This window comes from Mycobacterium sp., from assembly GCF_036273375.1.
Classification (GTDB): domain Bacteria; phylum Actinomycetota; class Actinomycetes; order Mycobacteriales; family Mycobacteriaceae; genus Mycobacterium.
The window spans coordinates 1-18,595 of sequence record NZ_DASUHS010000098.1 but is presented as its reverse complement, the minus strand read 5'-3'; the positions used below and the strand labels follow the sequence as shown (position 1 = coordinate 18,595).

At 64.2% G+C, this 18,595-nt stretch carries 20 protein-coding genes; 11 read left to right on the top strand and 9 right to left on the bottom strand.

The annotated features are described in order from the left end of the window. On the bottom strand, nt 1-407 hold a 407-nt coding region (locus tag VFW69_RS09655; protein WP_526500549.1), incomplete at its 3' end, for an SDR family NAD(P)-dependent oxidoreductase. A gap of 2 nt (nt 408-409) precedes the next feature. Beyond that, nucleotides 410-1,633: a cytochrome P450 gene (locus VFW69_RS09650; protein ID WP_526500547.1), complete on the bottom strand. Its 1,224-nt coding sequence runs from the start codon at nt 1,631-1,633 to the stop codon at nt 410-412. A gap of 92 nt (nt 1,634-1,725) precedes the next feature. On the opposite strand from VFW69_RS09650, the gene VFW69_RS09645 reads away from it, so the two are divergent. Next, on the top strand, nt 1,726-2,355 hold the full coding sequence (locus VFW69_RS09645) for a TetR/AcrR family transcriptional regulator (RefSeq protein ID WP_526500545.1): 630 nt from the start codon (nt 1,726-1,728) through the stop codon (nt 2,353-2,355). Nucleotides 2,356-2,367: 12 nt separating this feature from the next. Here VFW69_RS09645 and VFW69_RS09640 read toward each other — a convergent pair whose 3' ends face one another. The 4 genes from VFW69_RS09640 to VFW69_RS09625 all read right to left on the bottom strand — a co-directional run bounded on the left by VFW69_RS09640 (nt 2,368) and on the right by VFW69_RS09625 (nt 5,960). After that, nucleotides 2,368-2,991 (bottom strand): hypothetical protein, encoded by a 624-nt coding sequence (locus VFW69_RS09640; RefSeq protein WP_526500543.1) that lies wholly within the window; start codon nt 2,989-2,991, stop codon nt 2,368-2,370. A 204-nt stretch (nt 2,992-3,195) separates the two neighbouring features. Beyond that, nucleotides 3,196-4,014, bottom strand: coding sequence for a mycofactocin-coupled SDR family oxidoreductase (locus VFW69_RS09635; protein WP_526500541.1), 819 nt, complete (start codon nt 4,012-4,014; stop codon nt 3,196-3,198). 13 nt (nt 4,015-4,027) lie between these two features. Continuing rightward, nucleotides 4,028-5,110: an NAD(P)H-dependent amine dehydrogenase family protein gene (locus VFW69_RS09630; RefSeq protein ID WP_526500539.1), complete on the bottom strand. Its 1,083-nt coding sequence runs from the start codon at nt 5,108-5,110 to the stop codon at nt 4,028-4,030. A gap of 61 nt (nt 5,111-5,171) precedes the next feature. Continuing rightward, a complete protein-coding gene (locus tag VFW69_RS09625; protein WP_526500537.1) occupies nt 5,172-5,960 on the bottom strand; it encodes an SDR family NAD(P)-dependent oxidoreductase in 789 nt (262 codons plus the stop codon). Between the two features lie 211 nt (nt 5,961-6,171). Between VFW69_RS09625 and VFW69_RS09620 the strand changes: the two genes are divergently transcribed. Then, nucleotides 6,172-6,771 carry a TetR/AcrR family transcriptional regulator gene (locus VFW69_RS09620; RefSeq protein ID WP_526500535.1) on the top strand — a complete coding sequence of 200 codons (600 nt, stop codon included), beginning with the start codon at nt 6,172-6,174 and terminating at the stop codon, nt 6,769-6,771. Nucleotides 6,772-6,783: 12 nt separating this feature from the next. On the opposite strand, the gene VFW69_RS09615 is transcribed toward VFW69_RS09620, so the two are convergent. Continuing rightward, a complete protein-coding gene (locus tag VFW69_RS09615) occupies nt 6,784-7,887 on the bottom strand; it encodes an NAD(P)H-dependent amine dehydrogenase family protein (RefSeq protein WP_526500533.1) in 1,104 nt (367 codons plus the stop codon). A gap of 338 nt (nt 7,888-8,225) precedes the next feature. Here VFW69_RS09615 and VFW69_RS09610 point away from each other — a divergent pair, with 338 nt between their 5' ends. The 9 genes from VFW69_RS09610 (at nt 8,226) to VFW69_RS09570 (ending at nt 15,599) form a co-directional block, all read left to right on the top strand. Further along, nucleotides 8,226-8,972 (top strand): hypothetical protein, encoded by a 747-nt coding sequence (locus VFW69_RS09610; RefSeq protein WP_526500553.1) that lies wholly within the window; start codon nt 8,226-8,228, stop codon nt 8,970-8,972. A gap of 188 nt (nt 8,973-9,160) precedes the next feature. Next, a complete protein-coding gene (locus tag VFW69_RS09605) occupies nt 9,161-10,690 on the top strand; it encodes a nitric oxide reductase activation protein NorD (RefSeq protein WP_526500531.1) in 1,530 nt (509 codons plus the stop codon). A 22-nt stretch (nt 10,691-10,712) separates the two neighbouring features. Beyond that, complete coding sequence (locus VFW69_RS09600) at nt 10,713-11,513, top strand: AAA family ATPase (RefSeq protein ID WP_526500551.1); 801 nt, start codon at nt 10,713-10,715, stop codon at nt 11,511-11,513. Between the two features lie 16 nt (nt 11,514-11,529). Continuing rightward, nucleotides 11,530-11,658 (top strand): hypothetical protein, encoded by a 129-nt coding sequence (locus VFW69_RS09595; RefSeq protein WP_255360762.1) that lies wholly within the window; start codon nt 11,530-11,532, stop codon nt 11,656-11,658. Beyond that, entirely contained in the window at nt 11,655-12,350 is a 696-nt protein-coding gene (locus VFW69_RS09590; protein WP_526500529.1) for a hypothetical protein, read from the top strand. Before VFW69_RS09595 ends, VFW69_RS09590 begins: the two co-directional genes overlap by 4 nt. Nucleotides 12,351-12,364: 14 nt before the next feature. Next, complete coding sequence (locus tag VFW69_RS09585; RefSeq protein ID WP_526500527.1) at nt 12,365-12,805, top strand: hypothetical protein; 441 nt, start codon at nt 12,365-12,367, stop codon at nt 12,803-12,805. Between the two features lie 13 nt (nt 12,806-12,818). Next, nucleotides 12,819-13,880, top strand: coding sequence for an NAD(P)H-dependent amine dehydrogenase family protein (locus tag VFW69_RS09580; RefSeq protein ID WP_526500525.1), 1,062 nt, complete (start codon nt 12,819-12,821; stop codon nt 13,878-13,880). 10 nt (nt 13,881-13,890) lie between these two features. Next, complete coding sequence (locus tag VFW69_RS09575) at nt 13,891-14,328, top strand: hypothetical protein (RefSeq protein WP_526500523.1); 438 nt, start codon at nt 13,891-13,893, stop codon at nt 14,326-14,328. 32 nt (nt 14,329-14,360) lie between these two features. Next, nucleotides 14,361-15,599, top strand: a complete 1,239-nt coding sequence (locus VFW69_RS09570; RefSeq protein WP_526500521.1) for a cytochrome P450 — start codon at nt 14,361-14,363, stop codon at nt 15,597-15,599. On the opposite strand, the gene VFW69_RS09565 is transcribed toward VFW69_RS09570, so the two are convergent. Further along, nucleotides 15,596-18,241 carry a sugar epimerase family protein gene (locus tag VFW69_RS09565; protein WP_526500519.1) on the bottom strand — a complete coding sequence of 882 codons (2,646 nt, stop codon included), beginning with the start codon at nt 18,239-18,241 and terminating at the stop codon, nt 15,596-15,598. The two genes, VFW69_RS09570 and VFW69_RS09565, sit on opposite strands and share 4 nt — an antisense overlap. A 7-nt stretch (nt 18,242-18,248) precedes the next feature. Further along, the coding region (locus VFW69_RS09560; RefSeq protein ID WP_526500517.1) for an acyl carrier protein at nt 18,249-18,595 on the bottom strand (347 nt) is incomplete at its 5' end.

Genomic DNA, 18,595 nt, shown 5'->3' with positions numbered 1-18,595 from the left:
CTCGTCACGTAGCAGGCGCCCTTCAGATGCACGTCCCACAGCGGTTCGAACCGGTCGGCGGTCATGTCCTCGAACGGGGCATCCCGCACGATGCCGGCGTTGTTGATCACGATGTCGACTCGGCCCCACGCGTTCAGGGCGGTATCGATGATCGCCTGCCCGCCTTCGGGACTGGTGACGCTGTGGCTGTCGGCGACTGCCTCACCGCCCAGGTGGCGGATCTCGTCGGTGACCGCACCGGCCGCCTCGGCGTCGGATCCGTCCCCGGTCACCGAGCCGCCGATATCGTTGACGACGACGCGCGCGCCACGAGAGGCAAGCAGCAACGCGTACTGCCTCCCCAGACCGCTTCCCGCACCGGTGATCACGGCGACCTGGTCGTCGAATCGCACCTCGTTGGTCGACATCGTTACCAACTCACCGGAAGTTCTTTCATACCGTAGATGTTGGCGTCTTTGAACCTCAATTCTTCCGGTGTCACCGCCAGTTTGAGCCCGGGCAGGCGGCGTGCCAGCGTAGCGAACGCGACCTGCATTTCGACGCGGGCGAGGTTGGCTCCGATGCACTGATGGACGCCGTACCCGAAGCCCAAATGCCCGCGGATGTTTCGGTCGACATCGAAGGATTCGGGATTGTCGACGAATTCCGCGTCCCAGTTTCCGGCGAGCAAGCTCATCATCACGTACTCACCGACGCGAATCAGCTGACCGCCGATCATCAGATCTTCAGTCGCCACCCGGTCGACCTGGCTGTGCACGATGCTGAGGTAGCGCATGAGCTCTTCGACGACGTTCGCGATGACGGCAGGGTCGTCGGTTTGTCCGAGCCGCTCGAAGACATCGGGATGTTCTAGCAGCGCAACCGTTCCCAACGAGATCATATTCGCGGTCGTCTCGTGGCCGGCCTGCATCATGATCACACTGTTCATGGCAGTGGTGGCATGGTCGATCCGGCCCGTCGCCACGTATTCGGTGACCAGCCGGCTGATCAAGTCGTCGCCGGGTTCGTGCGCTTTGCGTTCCACCAACTCCTCGATGTAGGCGTACATGGCGCCGAACGCCTGGCCCTTTTCCGCGTCAGTGGATTTCTGGTCAAGCCCCTTCGTGGTGTTGAACTGGAATAGTTCTAGGTCTTCGGGGGGCACGCCCAGCAACAGCGCGATCACCATTGAGGGGACCGGAAGCGCGAATTCACGCACCAGATCGGCCGGCGCACCGTTGTCGATCATCTGGCCGAGATAGTGGCTGACCATGTCCTGAATGTGCGGCCGCATCGATTCGCAACGCCTGAAGGTGAAGTTGCTCGTCATCATGCGGCGCAAACGGTGGTGCTCGGGATCATCGGTCCGTGCGAACATCACCGGGACCTTGTTTTCGGCGTCCGTCGGCATGATGGAGTCCGGAATGGTCTTCGCGGACAAGCGCGGATCGACCAGCGCCGCTCTGATGTCGCGGTAGCGGCTGACCATCCAAACCGGATTGCCCTGGAACATCGCCCGGCGTAGCCCCGGACGGTCTCGCCACTCCTGGAATTCGGGCGGGGACGCGAGTGGGCAGGTCGGGGGCCGCGGGATGGGCAGCACCGGGAGATCGGCGTCGGAGCAGGAGTCGGTGGTATCGAAAGATGTTGACATAACCCGCGTTTCCCATTAAGTGTCAGATGGCTGCCAGTTATAAAGATTAAAGCTAGCCTGGGTGGCAGTCAACCGTCAGTTAGGCTGTCCACATGACCGCGGTTGACGACCGGCCGCTGCGGGCCGACGCGGCGCGCAACGTCGAGCGCATCCTGCGCGCGGCACGTGAGGTCTATAGCGAGTTGGGGCCCGACGCCCCGGTGGAGGCCGTCGCACGCCGTGCGGGCGTCGGTGAGCGGACCCTCTACCGCAGATTTCCGGCAAAGGCCGACCTGGTACGTGCAGCCCTGGATCAAAGCATCGCCGAGGACCTCACCCCGGTGATCGACAGCGCCCGCCTCGCCAAGGATCCGCTGCGCGGTCTCACCCAACTGGTCGAAGCGGCGATCTCGCTGGGGGCGCGGGAACACAGCCTGCTGACCGCCGCGCGTCGGGCCGGGTCCCTCACGTCCGATATCTCGGTGTCGCTCAACGCCGCGCTCGGCGAGCTCGTCCAGGCAGGCCAGCGAGCCGGCAGCATCCGCGCCGACCTCGTCGCCGACGATCTGCCTCGCCTAATCGCGATGCTCTTCAGCGTGCTGTCGACCATGGATGCGGACAGCGACGGTTGGCGACGCTACGTCGCCCTCGTCGTCGACGCGATATCGATCAACGGCCGGCGGCCGCTGCCTCCGGCCGCCGCCCTGCGTTATGAGGTGCAGCCGGACAGCTGGCCCCTGTAATCGAGTAGCAGCTCAGCTGGCCGGCAAGCCCGCTTTGACCGCGGCCTCTTGCTTACGGGCGAGATCGAGCATGACATCGGCTGGCGTGGGATTGCCGATGACACAGTCGGACTCCAGGTCAACCATGGCCCTACCGTCGACGAACACCGCCTCGGAGATCTCCATCGGGTTGGCGGGATCGGTTCCCTGGCCGATCACCATGAACCCGTTGGTGCCGATATCGATGGGCTGCTGCTGCCCATTGACCTTCTTGCCGACGACATCGCGCATGTTCGCCGCGGTCTGAGTGGCCGTGGCCGCATCCGGAAACACCGCAATCGTGTCGATGATGGTGCGCTTGCCGTCCGGGTTCTTGAAAACCTGACCCACGCCGGTGATGCCACTGGGATTCTGGCTCGGCGGTCCATCGGCGGTGGCGTTGGGGCCGACGTCGCCGGGCTTGATCAGCAGGTTGCTGTAGTCCGCCGGCGCTCCCGGTGACGCCGGGCCCGCGCTGGTCGAGGAGGTCGAGGTAGCCGACGAGGCCGAACCCGATGATGACGTCGAGCTCTTGTCCCCGCCGCAGCCCACCACCGTCGCGCTGATCAACACCGCGGTAGCCGTCAAGCCGAGCGCGGACGTCCGCACCGTATTCATAAGGTTCTCCTTTTACAAGTCAGCTATTTGTAACCCTTACCGCGCGCGTAGGCAGCGCGACACACGAAATTCGGCCGACGAACGAATGTCCATCTGGCAGCCCAGCCTATGGGGTTGACGCGATCTCAGTGAGCGCATTCGTTTGCGAGCGCCGAGGCGTTGCCTTTCGATGCCAGTTCGAGCAAATGAGCCTCGCTCGAACTTCTAGTTGATGGTCACTCCTGCGTCGACCTTGAACTGCAGCCCCGTCACATACCTGGACTCATCTGATAGCAGGAACAGCACTGCGTTACTGACGTCGATGTCCTCGACGGCCGGCGTGGGCATCGCATTGATGAAGATGGGAATCAGGTCGGACCGTTGCTCACCCAAGAGGGGTCCGAACGACGGTGGAACCATCCCGGTGGGAACACCGGTGGGAAGCACGGTGTTGACGCGCACATTCTGTGCCGCCAGTTCATTGGCCAAGGCCAGCGTCAAGCCGACGACGCCGTGCTTGGCCGCCGTGTAGGGCGTCTGCAGCGGAAATCCCTTGATGGCGCCCGCCGAGCTGACGTTGACCAGGCTGCCTCCGCCCTGGTTGAGCAAGTGGGGTATCGCGGCCGCGCAGGTGTTCCACACGCCGATGAGATTGACATCGACCACTGTGCGCCACTGGTCGGCAGTCGTCTTGTCCCAGGGAGCCACCGTGAGCACACCGGCATTGGCCACCGCACCGTCGAGACCTCCAAGCTCGGCGACGCCGTCATCGACCACAGACCGCAGTTGCGCCTCGTCGCGAACATCGACGATGCCACTCACGCAGTGTCGCCCGAAATCCCTAACCAATCTTACGGTTTCAGCCAAGTCGTCTTTTGTGGCCAAGGGGTATTCGATCTGCGGCAATGATTCGCACATGTCGAGCAGGATGACGTCCGCGCCCTCCTGCGCAAGCCGCAACGCGTGGCTGCGCCCCATGCCACGGGCGGCCCCAGTAATCAGAATGCGTTTACCGGCAACGCGTCCCGAGGGTGATGTTGTCATACCACGGATCCGGCTACTGCTCGTTCCACATCAGCCCGCGCATCGTCGCGGACAGTGGGATGTCCTCCACCCCGATCAGCCCCTGGGGCGCGCGGCATACCCAGTCGATCGCGTTGACGGCCCGACCGGCCGTCGAAATACACCCGGCATCAGTGGAATCTAAGACTGGATGGGATACATGGGTGTTGATTTCCACCCGCGGTTCGCCTGCTACGACGACACGGTGCACACCGGTGTGGCCGTCGGGCGGGAACTCCCAGTCGGGTGCCGCCGCGGTGGTGAGCCTGGTGACGTGCTCGAGGGTGATGACCGGTTCGCCGTCGCGCACGCCCTCGGTGGCGAAACGCACCGCGGCCATCTGCCCCGGCTGCACCGTCATCATCGTGCAGTCGATTCGTTCTGGCGTGTACCAAGGTTCGACACGCTGACGCACGTCGTCGAGCTTGATGTCGAGGTGGTCCGCCAGGCTGCGGACCTGACCTCCCCACATCGACACGATCACCCCGGGCAGGAACATCATCGGCGAATCGTCGTCCGGTGTTGTTCCAAAACCCATTGCGGCGCCGGTGAACTCGGCATCATCGTAGTTTCCATAGTCGAAGATCTCCTGCACGGTGATCGAAGAGACCCGGGTGGTCAGGCTGACGGCCGAGTGCACGAGCGTGTCGCCGGAAAAACCGGGGTCGATGCCGTTGACGTAGAGGGAGGCGTCGCCGGCCGCGCAGGCACGCTCCAGGGGCTCGCGCAACCAATCGTCGGCATGGCGGGGCGTGACCAGCCAGACCATCGACGTACCGACCACATTCGTACCCGCCGAAAGGAACTTGGACATTTGGTCGATGGCTTCCATCGGCCGGGTCTCACCCTGCGATGTGTAAACCACGCAGTCCGCGCCGAGGCCCACCAGCGCGTCGATGTCGTCGGTGGCGATGATGCCGGTGGGTCCGTCCAGCCCGCACAGCTGCGCCGCATCTTGGCCGATCTTCTCGCTACTGGCGGCGTGCACGCCGACCAGCTCAAGATCTGGTCTGCCAATGATGGCCCGCAACGAATGCCGGCCCACGTTACCGGTGGAGAATTGAATGACTCTGCGCATTACCCTCGTCCTTCCGGCGGTGGGTGATGACCCATCATGACGCGTTCATTCGAAGCGGAGGTCAGTAATCGGGTATCGGTAGTGGCGAATTGTTCGAGTCGATGCCCCCATCGACGTGAAAGGTCGCGTTGGTCGCGTAGCAATCGCGGGTGGACAGGTACACCGCGAGCCGTCCGAGGTCCTCGACGTCGCCCAGCCGATGCAGGGGTGTGGCCTCTTGCATCTTTTCCAGCGACCCGGGCATCAAGTCCAGGCTGCCCTTCAGACCGTCAGTGGCGAACGACCCCAGGGCGATGGCGTTGACGCGGACCTTCGGGGCGAGTTCCTGTGCCATGGCGCGGGTAAGTGCTTCCAGGCCGCCCTTCGCAACGCAATACGCGGTCAGCGCCCGTATGCCGAATCGAGCTGAGCCCGACGAGATATTGATGATGGAACCGTGTCCAGCGCTGAGCATGTGCGGTGCCACGAGCTGACTCATGATGAAGGCCGACGTCACGCACCAGTCGAACGTGTGTCGGAAGTCTTCGTCGGTGATGTCGAGGAATCGTGCGTAGGTCGACCCGCCGACATTGTTGACCAGAATATCGATGCGACCGAAGCGCTGCACGGCCGTGTTCACGACGCGCTCTCCGTCCGGACGGCTCATCGCATCCGCTACGAGCGCCAGACCTTTGCCACCCGCGGCCTCAATACCCTCAATCGTGTTGACGATATCCGCCTCCGTACGTGCGGTCCCGACGACCGCGGCGCCCGCCTCCGCCAACACCCGGGCGATGCCTGCTCCAACGCCCTTTCCGGCGCCCGTGACGATCGCGACCTGCCCGTCCAGGCGGAATTGCTCCAATGCCATGCCGGGCTCCCTCGATCGCGCGTGACGTGTGCGCCGTTCAATCTAAGAAAGATGCTGACTAAAGTCAACGAATTCATGGGGCCGATGTCTGCCACAAGGCGGGCAGTACAACAATGATCAAGTTATGCAAGCCTTTTTGGCCGAGACACGGCATACTGGTCGAGTTAGTCTCTAAGCTTTTACATGAGCCAGGTCAACCGTGAGGAAAGAAATGGCTGTGGCGGATCGGCTGTCGGCACGAGAAGCTAAGCGCCTGCAGACGCGGGAGCGTTTGATGGGCGCCGCGATCGCGGAATTCGCGCGCGGCGGCATGGCCGATGCCGACGTGGGTGCCATTGTGGCCGCAGCGGGCGTCGCCCACGGAACCTTCTTCTTCCACTTCCCCACCAAGGAGCATGTGCTGCTCGAGCTGGAGCGCCGCGAAGAGGACCGCATCGCCAAGCAGTTCGCGCAATTCTTGAAGTCCAAGCACGATCTAGTTTCCGCGCTGAATGAGGCGGTCCGCCTGGTGGTTGGACTGGAACGCCGACTGGGCGATCGACTCTTCAATGACTTTCTCGCGCTGCACTTCTCCCAAACCCGTCCGCAGACCGAAGACGGCAGGGATCACCCACTGATCGTGCTGGTCGCGCAGGAGATCGCGCAGGCCCAAGAACGCGGCGAGACTGATTCAGACGTCAACCCCATGAACAGTGCGGTGTTCTTTTTGCTGGGTCTCTACGCCCTGTTGATCACAACCAACCACTGGCCGACTGGCCACACCCTGCTGGAAGACTACGTCGCAAGGACATTGCGAAGCTTTGAACCATGACGCGCCGCCGCGCTAGGGCCGTATGACGCCACGCAGCGGCATAAGCCCAAGTTCGTTGTGGGACATGAATCCTGGCGGAGCGTCGCAGACCGCGGGAATGGCGTTCGCGGGGCCCATCGCGGTCCACGTGTAGCCGGGCAGCGCATAGCCGCCATTCGGGTCCTGTGCCCCCTGAAGGATCAGCTCGGTGGATGAATCGCCCTCAATCACTATGCGGTAGTGGTAATGCTGAGGCCAGTCCTCCTGCGGTTCGATGGCATCGAAGGTGTCCATCGTGTATATCTCATGAACAATTACCAGCGGCCTACCTTCCACCCATGCCGTCCACTTGTGATGCTGGCGAGCGACCGTGCCCTTCTTGATTACTCCCTTGAAGCCCGGCATGTCACTGGTCTCCCCCCCTTCGAAGGGGATGTCGCGCGTGGCGGATCCTAGCTCCACCTCAGTCGTATATTTCTCGACTGCCTTACCCAACCCCTCCACGATCATTGCCATCGACTGCGCGAACAATGGCCATGCTTGCCCCAACAGGTTCGGGCCATCCTCAAAACCGGCCGGATCGCTCCCCATCCCCATCTCATACAGGTACTTCAGGGTGTCCCGACCGAAGTTCACGACCTCGTAAATGTGAATAGTGTCGATCTGACTGACGATTCGGGCCAGCGTGAGGACGAGTAAGTCTCCGGCAAAGCCGGGGTTGACGCCACCTGCATGAAACGACGTCCCACCCTCGTGGCAGGCGGCATCGATCTTGTCGATGTCCGCCTTGCTGTGTTCGGTTCGATACCACCAGGCTCCACCTGACGCGACGACGTTCTTGCCTCCGCGCAGTAAGCGGCACACTTCGTCGGGGTCAGACCATAGCGGCGCATAGAACACGCAATCGGCTTCGAGCGCCTCGATGGCAGCCTTGTCGGTGGTCGCCCGCACCCCGGTCGGTGCCTTGCCGCAGAGTTCACCAGCGTCCTTGCCCACCTTCTCCGGACGGTTGCACAGCACTCCGACCAGTTCGTAGGCCGGGTTGTGCACGAAATGGCGGAGCGCTATCGTCCCGACATTGCCGACGCCCCACTGGATTACGCGATACTTCTTCTCGGCTGGCAACTTGGGCGTCATCGCTACTCCTTTGTATGCACCGACAGCGCTGGAACGAACGAACCGTTCTCCGCCGGCGGCACACAATGCGGCAACGGCTGAGCGCTCGCTGAGCGTAGGCGTCCCCCGAATGGTGTGTCAACGATCAATAGCTGACTTTCGTCAGTAGAGTCCGCTTCGTGTCGCCAGTGAGGCGGCTGCGCCGTGGGCGAATCCCGCCGTTGCGGCCCGACATAGCATCGTGACGCAGCGGGAGCCTAGCGGTTCGCGGCGACAATACGGAATCTTCACGGACGTCTTCTGCTGACTGTAGTCAGCCTGTTATAGTGCACAGGCCGATCCAATCAGCAGGAGGGTTTGTGAATCTGCCGAAGCTGCGTCAGCGCGATGCCGGCAGCGATGACTCCGCCGCGATCTCAAGCGGCGCCGCGCAGGCGAGTCTGACAATCGACGAGCACATGGAACGCTCGCAACTCGCGCAGCGTCAGGCCGACAAATGGCTCATTTCAGGCAGTCTCCTGATCGGTACCGCCGCCCTGGGTGTCTTCGGATTGCCGCTATTTCTCTGGGGAGTGCGCGTGCTGCGCCGGGCCCAACGAGACGGCCTGTCCGTTCGGCCGATGCTCGTCACGCTGCTCGGCTACCTCGTCATCATCGACGCCGCCATCAACACCGTCGGATGGGCGCTTGACCTGGTGGCAAACCACACCCTGCTGGCGCGCGTGCTGCTCAACGGTTGGGGCAACATGTTCGACGCCGGCTACTTCTGGCACTACAACGAGCTGTGGGTCGGCGGCGCGGCGGGCCCCGGCGAAAAAGCTTTGGAAGTCGGTCTCATCCTGACGGTCTTCACCATGCGTATCGCCGCGGCCATCGGTTTTCTGCAGATGAAGCGCTGGGGCCATCAGTGGATGGTCGTCACCTGCTGGATGGGCGTGGTCATCTGGATTACCTATGTCTTCAACATGACCATGTTCGCCGACGTGCGCTTCGCCGGCGTCGTGCTGCCGGTCGTCGGCTGGTGGCTCTACGACATCTTCTACATCACCCCGTTTCTGGCCATCCCCTATTTGCACACCGTAAACCGCGAACTCTTCTCCGACTGAAATGCGCAATCTGAAATCCACTACGCCACCGAGGAAGTCACATCATGGGCTATCTATGGGAGATCCTTCGCTACGTCGCCGCATGGGGTGGCACCGGACTGATCATCTGGTTCTGGTACTGGCTGTTCTCCAACATCGGCACGTTCTGAACATCGGACCGGGTAGCGGCAACGCACGGGATTCGGCCGATGGTTGAACATTCCGACGGCCACGCGATGGCGCTGGAACGGCGCTGCTCCGTGACGGCGGTCGCGCTCAGCGACCAACGTCGCGGAGGCGTGCGGCTGGTCACCGGCGACCGGCGTGGCTTCGGCTTGAATGCGGCGCTCACGTTCGTTCATGTCCCCTACCCCGCGGTGCCCGATTGGGCCCGCAGGACCCTGACATGCGGTGTGGCCCTGCAATGTTCGCCGTCGAAAGAACGTGTCACCGAGTATCGCCTCAATGAGCTCTCCGCTCGCGAGCTGCGTGCGCTCACGCTTGTCGAGGCCGGCGTCGCCCTCGGCTGGGTTGCGTCGCGCTGGCCGGGCCTGCTCCCCGAGGTCCGACGACTGCTGCCCGAATTCCATGCCGAATCCGGCGATATGGCAGGCATCGAGATGCTCAATCGCGCAATCGCATTGGCGGTCACGGGCCAGGAATTGGCCGTTCATCCGCTGCTGGGCTCGTTGCCGTTGGCGTACACGGCGCCGCATGGATTGGCCGATAGGTTGCGACGCAGCTTTGGCAGAATGCCATGGACCACAACGCAGAAGCGCCTGCCGCGACCATACTCGGTTCCGGTCGGCGGCGATGGGGGTGTCCGAAACCCCAACCTGCCGCCGCCGAGTCGGCCACACGACAACGATCTCGACATCACACCGAATCATCGCCCCGGGATCCCCTATCCCGAATGGAACATGTGGACACAGCGATTCCTGCGCGACCACGTCGCGGTCATCGAGCACGCCGGCGGCCGGCACGCCCGCCGCCCGGCGCCGGTGGCTGTCGACGTGCGCAAGTGGTTCGAAGAGCACACACATCGCACCATGACGAATCGCCTCGAAGACGGCTCCGACCTCGATGTCGACCAATACGTCAACCATTACATCGATCTGGCGACCGGCGAGGCCAAAGAGCCGAGGGTATTCCGCGACTTGCTGCCCAGCAGCCGCGATGTCACCACGGCGTTGCTGCTCGACGGCAGCTCGTCGCTGGGCGTGCACGGCGGCCGCGTTTTCCAGCTGGAATTGGCCTGTGCCGATGCGCTTTCGCGTGCCATGACACTGGCGCGCGAGCGCCATGGTGTGTTCGTATTCACCGGCAACACCCGCCATCGCGTCGAAGTGCGCTGCTTGAAGGATTTCGAAGACCGCCGGTTCGTACCGCCGAGCCGCCTGGGCTTGTCCACCCGTGGATACACCAGACTCGGTGCGCCCCTGCGCCATTTGACGAGCCGGCTGCTGGCGCAGACCTCCGAGCGCCGCCTGCTGATCGTCATCGGTGACGGCCTGATCTCCGATGAAGGATACGAGGGCCGGTATGCCTGGGCCGATGCTGCGCACGCCGTCGAGGAGGCCAACGAGGCCGGGGTGTCGATCTACTACGTGGGCGTGGGTCCGACGCGCGTCGATCCCCTCCCCGAGGTGTTCGGGCCCCGCCGGTCGCAGCGGATCCGGCGCATCGAGGAGCTGCCCCAAGTACTCGCCCATGTCCACCGTGAACTGGTCGCCGCGTGAACGCCGACTCGCTGAGGAAGAGATGACCACCGACATGTATTTTGCCAACGGCAACGAAGTTCAGCTGTTCGAGCAGGCTTTCCACCGGCGCGTCCCGGTGATGCTCACCGGTCCGACCGGCTGCGGTAAGACGCGGTTCGTCGAGCACATGGGCTCGTTGCTGCAGCGGCCCGTGGTCACCATCAGTTGCCACGACGACCTCACCAGCTCCGATCTCGTCGGCCGCTTCATGGTCACCGGCGGCGATGTGGTCTGGACCGACGGCCCGCTGACCCGGGCCGTCAAAGCCGGCGCGATCTGCTATCTCGACGAAGTCGTCGAGGCCCGCCACGACTCCCTGGCGATCCTGCATTCGCTCACCGACCACCGGCGATCGCTCTACCTGGACCGCGCCGGCGAGGTTGTGCAGGCACCCGACGAATTCATGCTGGTGTGCTCGTACAACCCGGCCTATCGCAGCTCGCTCAAGGAGCTCAAACCCTCGTTCCGGCAACGGTTCGCCACGCTGGCGATGCATTATTTGTCGCCGGACAGCGAGGCCGAGGTGATCGTCGCCGAATCGGGAATTCCGTCGGCCACAGCCCGGCGGCTGGTCGCATGCGCCGTCGCAATCCGCACTGCCGACCAAGCTTTTCACTTCGAGCCGCCGTCCACCCGGGTGCTGGTCACGGCCGCACAGTTGATTGCCGCCGGCGCAACCGAATTGGATGCGGCCGACGCGTGCATTCTCGCGCCACTGAGCATCGACGGCGCGGTCACCGACGGCCTTCGTGAAGTCGCGGCTGCCAGCCTGGGCACCGCGGACGCATCGAGCAATTCTTAGGAAAGGAGCAATCGGCATGGACCGCCAGGAGGAGAAGCGCAAGAGGGCGCTCATCGTCTTTCAGATCTTCATCTACGGCTACCTGCTCGCGATGTTCGGTATCCAGCTCTACATGTCCTTCGCGCGCGGGTGGTGGGATCTGTGACTTTGTCTGCCGCGCAAGCGAGTTCGGTCAGCCTCGAGGATCACCACGACGAATCCCGCCGAGCTCAGCGCCGCGCCGACAGGTGGATGATCATCGGCGCCGCGCTGATGGGTATGTGGGCGCCCGGCCTGATCGGGTTCCCCATTTTCATGCGCGGGGTGTGGCTGCAGCGCCAAGCCCTGCGCGAAGGCCTGTCAGTCCGGCCGATGATCGTGACCCTGATCGGCTATCTGACCCTGATCGACGGAATGCTCAACAGCCTCGGCTGGGCGCTGGACTTGGTGGCCAACCACACGTTGATCAACCGCGTGCTGATGGTCGGGTGGGGCAACATGTTCGATGCCGGTTATTTCTGGCACTACAACGAGCTGTGGGTCGGGGGCGCCGCGGGGCCGGGCGAGAAAGCCTATGTCGCCGGCCTGATCTTGACGGTCTTCTCGATGCGGGTGGCCGCGGCGATCGGCCTCTTACAGATGAAGCGCTGGGGTCATCAGTGGATGGTCATCACATGCTGGATGGGCGTGGTGATCTGGTCGGCCTACGTGTTCAACATGACCATGTTCGCCGACGTGCGATATGCCGGTGTCGTCTTCCCGGTCATCGGCTGGTGGCTCTACGACATCTTCTACATCACCCCGTTCCTCGCCATCCCGTATCTGCACACCGTCAATCGCGAAATCTTCTCCGACTAGCAAGGAGCAGTGCCATGACTAGCCCTTCCGCACCGTCAACCACCGAAGGCGAAGACCCGAGCACCGATCTCGAGCCGGGGACGACGCCGTACTACGCGCGAATGCACAAATGGATCAAGCGGGCCGTGTTGGTGTGCCTGGTGGCCCTGGTGATCGAGGGCGCCTTCACGTTGCCGTTCATGGCCGTCTACTACGGCTACCCGACGCTGAGCCTCACCCAGATTTGTAGCGAGCTGCTCAAGATCCGGTACTCCAACGACACCCTGGAGTGCAAGTACCCCTACCCACCGTTCGGCCCGCCCGAGGGCGCCGAGGGCAAGGCGACCGCGCAGGACGTGTGGGGTATCCAGCCGATACCGAAGTATCACCGGCTGGGGTTCCGTGAACTCGTCAAGATCCACAACGACAGGCTGGCCCGTCAAGCGGCCCAACAGCCGGCGGCGTCGCACCCATGACAGGGCCGGCCCGTTGACCTACCGGGTCGTCCAGTGGACGACGGGTAACGTCGGCAAGAGCTCGGTCAAAGCGATAACCGCCAACCCCATGCTGCAGCTGGTCGGATGCTACGCCTGGTCGCCGGAGAAGGCAGGGCGCGATGTCGGCGAGCTGTGCGGGATCGAACCGCTTGATATCAAGGCCACCAACGACATTGACGCGCTGCTCGCGCTCAAGCCGGACTGCGCGGTCTACAACCCGATGTTCGCCGACGTCGACGAGCTGGTCCGCATCCTCGGCGCGGGCATCAACGTGGTGGGCACCGCGGGTTTCATCACCGGCCACTTCCTCGGTGCCGGACGGGAACGCATCGCGCAGGCCTGCCAAGATGGCGGATCGACCATCTTCGGCAGCGGCATCAACCCCGGTTTCATCCAGCTGTTCGCCATCGTGTCGGCGGGGCTCTCTGACCGGGTGGACAAGGTATCGATGCTGGAATCGGTTGACACCACCATCTACAACTCGCCCGCGACAGAAATACCCATGGGCTTCGGATATCCCATCGATCATCCGGATCTTCCGGCCATCACCGAGAAGGGCTCCGGCATCCTCGCCGACGGCGTGTTGCTGATTGCCGATGCGTTGGGCGCCGAGCTGGACGACGTGCGCTGCGAAGTCGACTACGCCCAAACCACCGAGGATCTCCAGCTTCCCGGCGACTGGACGATCAAGAAGGGGTGCGTCGCCGGCGTGGACGTCCGCTGGAAGGGAATTGTGGGAGACCGGGAGGTCATCGAGATCCGCGGACGATGGCGCAAAGGCCAATCGCTGGACCCGGACTGGCCGCTGGACATGGGTTACACAATCGAGGTGCAGGGCCGGCCGACGATCAAAACCACGCTGAGTTTCCTTCCGCCGCCGGACTTTGCGGGCCAAACGCTGGACGATTACATCATGCTGGGATTGACCATCACCGCCATGCCGGCGATCACCGCGATACCCGCCGTCGTCACCGCGCCTCCCGGCATCGTCACCTACAACGACCTGCCCTTGCTACTTCCACGCGGAGTCCTCCGCACGAATACACCCGGATAGGACGATTCCGATGCCCGAGGAACCGGACACCAAAGGTGTCTCGCCCATGCTTCATCACGTGGTGTTCGCCGTGGCGCCCGAACGGCATGCGACCGCGGCGCAAATGTTCGGCGATTTGGGATTCGTCCTCGAGCCCCTGCAGCTGACCGAGCTCGGCCTGGACATTCACCTCGACTGGAAGCGCGGTATCGAATTGATCAGCCCGATACCCGGGTCGACCGGCGAGGTCGCCGTCTCGGTGACGGAGTTCCTCGAGCGTCACGGCGACGGCGTGTTCACCGTGGTAATCGGAGTTCCGGAAGCCGCTGCCGCCGACGCGGTCGCCGAGCGCTACGGCGCGACAACGCGATTCCGGCAACGTATAGAGGGCGAGGGCACCTACCTCGACGAAAACGACGTGTCGATCTTGGGCCTGCCGCTGACGTTTCTGGCCACCAATATTCCATGAGCGCCGCCGCGCCCAACCGAGGAGACATCCCGATGACCGCGACGCCGAGCGTCTTCGATGCGGGTCTCCCCACGCTCCACTACGACATCACCGAATCCCCACACCAGGTGTACCCGCGAATTCGGGCGGCGCAGGAGCAGGCGCCGATCGCAATCGGGCCGTTGGGTCCCGAAGTGTTGTCCCATGAGCTTGCCCGGACGATTCTCCGCGACCCCAGGTTCGTGATCCCGCCCGGGATACATCTGACGGCTCATGGCATCACGTCCGGTCCGTTGTGGGACAGGGTGATTCGCAGCATTTTGTGCATGGAGGGCGACGCGCACCGCCGGCTGCGCGGCCTGGTGTCCAAGGCGTTCACGCCGCGGGCAACCGGTCGGTTACGCGGCCCGATCCACACCGTGGTCAACGAGCTTGCCGATCGGGTCGTCGGCGAGGGCAGTTGCGACATCGTCGAAGCGATCGCGCGGCCCTACCCGATCCCCATCATCTGCGCATTACTCGGCGCTCCTCGTGGGGACTGGGAACAATTCTCGCGGTGGGCGGAAGACATCTTCAAGATCGTCAGCTTCGACTGCAACCTCGCCGAGGAACAGTCCGTAGTCTTGCAAGCCTGGAGCGAGTTCGACGACTACGTCGATGACATGGTCAACCAACGGCGCCACCGCTTGACCGACGACCTGCTGTCCGACCTCATCCGCGCCGAAGTCGACGGCGACAAGCTCGATGCCGGCGAACTGCGCATGCTGGCGTTCAGCATCCTGGTGGCCGGGACCGACACCACGCGCAGTCAGCTAGCCGCCTCGATCCAAGTCCTCTGTGATCATCCCGAGCAGTGGGCGATGCTGCGCGATCACCCCGGGCTCTCGATGCGGGCCGTCGAGGAAAGCATGCGTCATTCACCCGCGGTGTGTAGCACGCTTCGCGCCGCTCCTCAGGACACCACGGTCGGCGAATTCAGCTTCCCCGCCGGCACATTCATTCTGGTGAACACCTTCGCCGCCAACCGGGATCCGGCGGTCTATGCCGACCCCGACCGGTTCGACATCACCCGAAGGGACCCGCCGCCCATTCTCACGTTCGGCGGCGGCGCGCACTACTGCCTGGGGGCGAACCTGGCCCGGCTGGAACTCGCCGAAGCGCTCGAAATCCTCGCAGAACGCCTGCCGAATCCTCGCCGCATCGCGCCGGCACCGTGGAAACCATTGCTTGGCATGAGCGGGCCGACCAGTCTGATGCTCGAGTTCGATACGGCGGCAGTCGCCGGAACCTAGACGCTTCGACCGCCGGCCGGGGACGAGGGCTGATCCTCGGAAGCCAGTTCGAGCACGCTGATTTCGCCCGTACCGCCGTCGACCTCGACGAGCGCACCCTGCGGCAACGCCTGAGTGGCGCCTTGCACGTCGACCACACAGGGGAAGCCGAACTCGCGGGCAACCACGGCGGCGTGCGACATGGGGCCGCCCAATTCGGTCACCACGGCCGCGGCATAACAGAACGCGGTCGTGTAGCCGACGTCGGTGACCTCTGCCACCAGGATCTCCCCAGGCTGTAGGTCGTCAATGGTGTCGGGCCGCACGATGCGTACCCGACCGCGAACCCGTCCGCCGCAGACCCCGACCCCGCGCAGGGTTCCCCCTCCCGCTAGCGCCGGCACCGACGTGACGGACGGCTGCCAGCTGCCGCTGAACACCGTCGGCGGCACCACGCCGACCAGCCGGTGCTGCTCGGCACGGCGCCGCGCCACCAACCCGCCGACATCTGCGGACAATGGGTCGAGTTCGTCGACCAGGAGATAGAACACATCCTCGGCGGTGGTGAAGACTCCGGCGTCGGTCAACCGACGCCCGTATTCGCGCAGCAAGGCGCGCAGCACCCAGTTGGCGCGCACCGTTTTGTCGCGGCGTACCTCGCGATCGCGCAGTTGGCGCACTGCCAGCGCTGCGACGAGTCTGCCGCGCAATGGAATTCGGCGCCGCTCTGACTGTGCTGAGGCAGGCGCGTTGACGGCCCTGGTCACCATCCGGATCAGCAACTCCGGATCGTCGGCGTAGCTGGTCGACAGCATCTCGAGCTCGGCCGGGCCGCGATGCCCCATCAGCTTCAGTTCGTCGAGGACGGCGGCGTAAAAATCCGGAGCCTCGGCGGCCAGTCGATCGAGATGCTGGCCGGGTTCGGCCAGCAGCCGAATCACGTTCGGGTCCCGCCGCGCCGCGCCCACCAGCCGCTGCATCGCCTCCACCGAACGCGCGCTGACCAGTTCCGGACCGGCCGGCGGGACGATGTCTTTCCCGCACACGCCACGCAGCAAGACGTTGAAGGCGGCACACAGCATGAACGACCCTGACGCCAGCTGCCAGCTGTACACCACATGGTCGCGCGCGAGCAGGATCAAGCTGAGCAAACGTCGATCGTCGACCTTCGCCAGGTCGCCGCCGGCCAGCTGCTCGAGACGATCGACATCGCCGACGAGGTCGTGGGTGTCGCGGAGCGCCCCGGCGCTCAGGCCCAGCAGGTTGACGCCGAACACCCCGATATTGCGGATGGTGCGCAGTTGCTTTCTCGCCCAACCTGTTTGAGACGGTGGACTCTCGTCCCCGAAAATCGGCAGCGAGGCCATGCTTGGGCCGAAGTAACCGCTGTTCCCGACGATCGTGGCCGGCTTGGCGAACGGCACGGTTTCCGCCATGAAGTGCGCCGACGTGATTCCGCCGTAGAGCCGATGGGCGAACACCGCGACGGTACGCATGGCGATCTCGCGCTGGATGATTCCGCCGGGCCGTAGCCGCTCGGCGATGGCGACGCCGCCGGCACGCACACCGCGCACGGTCACCGATGACGACGACGGTGAAAACGGTCCCGGTAGCGCCTCCGACAGGTTGGTGGCCAGATAAGTCGGGAATCGGGGATCGATCGGGGTGTCGAATTCGCCGTTAAGTCCTTCCGGGCCAGCCGGACTCGGCACCACACCATCGGTGGCGGGGGCATCGACGGCCGGCAGATCCTGGATCGGGGCCAGCCGCCAGGGCAGTGATATCACCCGCGTCCCCAGTGTTACGCGGCCGCGCACCGCGCGCGCCAAGTCCTCGACCGCCTCGTCGGCGTTCCATGCCGGCTCAAACTCCCAAATGTCGCGCAATCGCTCGGTGTCGAGGAATGGCGCGCTGCGGATGAGGTCCAGTTCCGCCGCCGCGCGCCCGCCCGATGGCACGGCGAACGGCACGATCGGGCGCCGCAGGGTGGCGGCGATCTGACGAAACGTCGTCGTCCCCGAAGCCGCGAGATTGATTGGACCGGTTGCGTTCGCAGGATCCACAACAGCACGCAGCAGGATTCGCAGCGCATCGTCGAGGTGGACCACTTGCAGGGGCCGATCGTCGGCGCCATGAGGGAACGCTGGCGTGGACAATACCCGGCGCACCCAGTTGTCCACGCCGCGACCGACGACCAGCGCCGAGCGGATCACGATCGATTCAACGCCGGAGGCGGCCAGCATGTCCTCGACGCGGGCCGTGTGTAGGCCCTCGGCCGAAACCGGTTGCAGGGCATCGCTTTCGGACCACACGGTGTCTCCCGCGCCGTACCCGTAAGCCGACGACGGAAAGATGATGCGCACGGCGCCGGCGTCGACCGCCGCAAGTACATTGGCCGTCCCGTCGATGTTGACCTGGGAGCTGATTCGGCCATCCGGGCCAGGGGTCTTCGCCCATGCGCAGTGCGCGACGACGTCCGCGCCGGCCAGGGCGCTTCGGACAGCGTCGGCGTCGCGGATGTCGGCTACAACGAAATCCGCCGCGCTCGGCCAGCTGTCGGGCCGATGGCGCGCGATCCCGACGACATCGTGGCCTGCGCTGAGCAGCCGGGTGGCAAGGCCGCGCCCGAGCACACCGCTGGCCCCGGTGACCGCGATTCTCACGTCATGCCTACTCGTCGTCGTCGCGCAATGCCGCGCTGACCAGAGCGTCGAGGTCCATGTCCGCGATATCCTTTTCGGTGGTCACCGCGGGGGCCTGCGCGGCGCCCTCGGCCTCGCTTGCCAAGGCCAGCAACAGCTCCAACACGCCGGCCTGGCGAAGGCGCTTGACCGGAATGGATCCGACCACCCGCTGAATCTCGGCTTCGCCCGGTACGGCCGCCACCGCGGGCTGGCCCGACGATCCGACCAATTCGCGATACATGTAGCCGGCCAGCGCGGCGGAGTTCGGGTAGTCGAAGATCAGTGTAGGCGAAAGCGCCAGTCCCGTCGCGGCTTTGAGCCGGTTACGCATTT

Excerpts from the sequence above, each read along its gene's own strand:
- VFW69_RS09650 (WP_526500547.1), bottom strand. The coding sequence starts at position 1,633 with ATGTCAACATCTTTCGATACCACCGACTCCTGCTCCGACGCCGATCTC.
- VFW69_RS09645 (WP_526500545.1), top strand. The coding sequence starts at position 1,726 with ATGACCGCGGTTGACGACCGGCCGCTGCGGGCCGACGCGGCGCGCAAC.
- VFW69_RS09640 (WP_526500543.1), bottom strand. The coding sequence starts at position 2,991 with ATGAATACGGTGCGGACGTCCGCGCTCGGCTTGACGGCTACCGCGGTG.
- VFW69_RS09635 (WP_526500541.1), bottom strand. The coding sequence starts at position 4,014 with ATGACAACATCACCCTCGGGACGCGTTGCCGGTAAACGCATTCTGATT.
- VFW69_RS09630 (WP_526500539.1), bottom strand. The coding sequence starts at position 5,110 with ATGCGCAGAGTCATTCAATTCTCCACCGGTAACGTGGGCCGGCATTCG.
- VFW69_RS09625 (WP_526500537.1), bottom strand. The coding sequence starts at position 5,960 with ATGGCATTGGAGCAATTCCGCCTGGACGGGCAGGTCGCGATCGTCACG.
- VFW69_RS09620 (WP_526500535.1), top strand. The coding sequence starts at position 6,172 with ATGGCTGTGGCGGATCGGCTGTCGGCACGAGAAGCTAAGCGCCTGCAG.
- VFW69_RS09615 (WP_526500533.1), bottom strand. The coding sequence starts at position 7,887 with ATGACGCCCAAGTTGCCAGCCGAGAAGAAGTATCGCGTAATCCAGTGG.
- VFW69_RS09605 (WP_526500531.1), top strand. The coding sequence starts at position 9,161 with ATGGTTGAACATTCCGACGGCCACGCGATGGCGCTGGAACGGCGCTGC.
- VFW69_RS09600 (WP_526500551.1), top strand. The coding sequence starts at position 10,713 with ATGACCACCGACATGTATTTTGCCAACGGCAACGAAGTTCAGCTGTTC.
- VFW69_RS09595 (WP_255360762.1), top strand. The coding sequence starts at position 11,530 with ATGGACCGCCAGGAGGAGAAGCGCAAGAGGGCGCTCATCGTCTTTCAG.
- VFW69_RS09585 (WP_526500527.1), top strand. The coding sequence starts at position 12,365 with ATGACTAGCCCTTCCGCACCGTCAACCACCGAAGGCGAAGACCCGAGC.
- VFW69_RS09575 (WP_526500523.1), top strand. The coding sequence starts at position 13,891 with ATGCCCGAGGAACCGGACACCAAAGGTGTCTCGCCCATGCTTCATCAC.
- VFW69_RS09570 (WP_526500521.1), top strand. The coding sequence starts at position 14,361 with ATGACCGCGACGCCGAGCGTCTTCGATGCGGGTCTCCCCACGCTCCAC.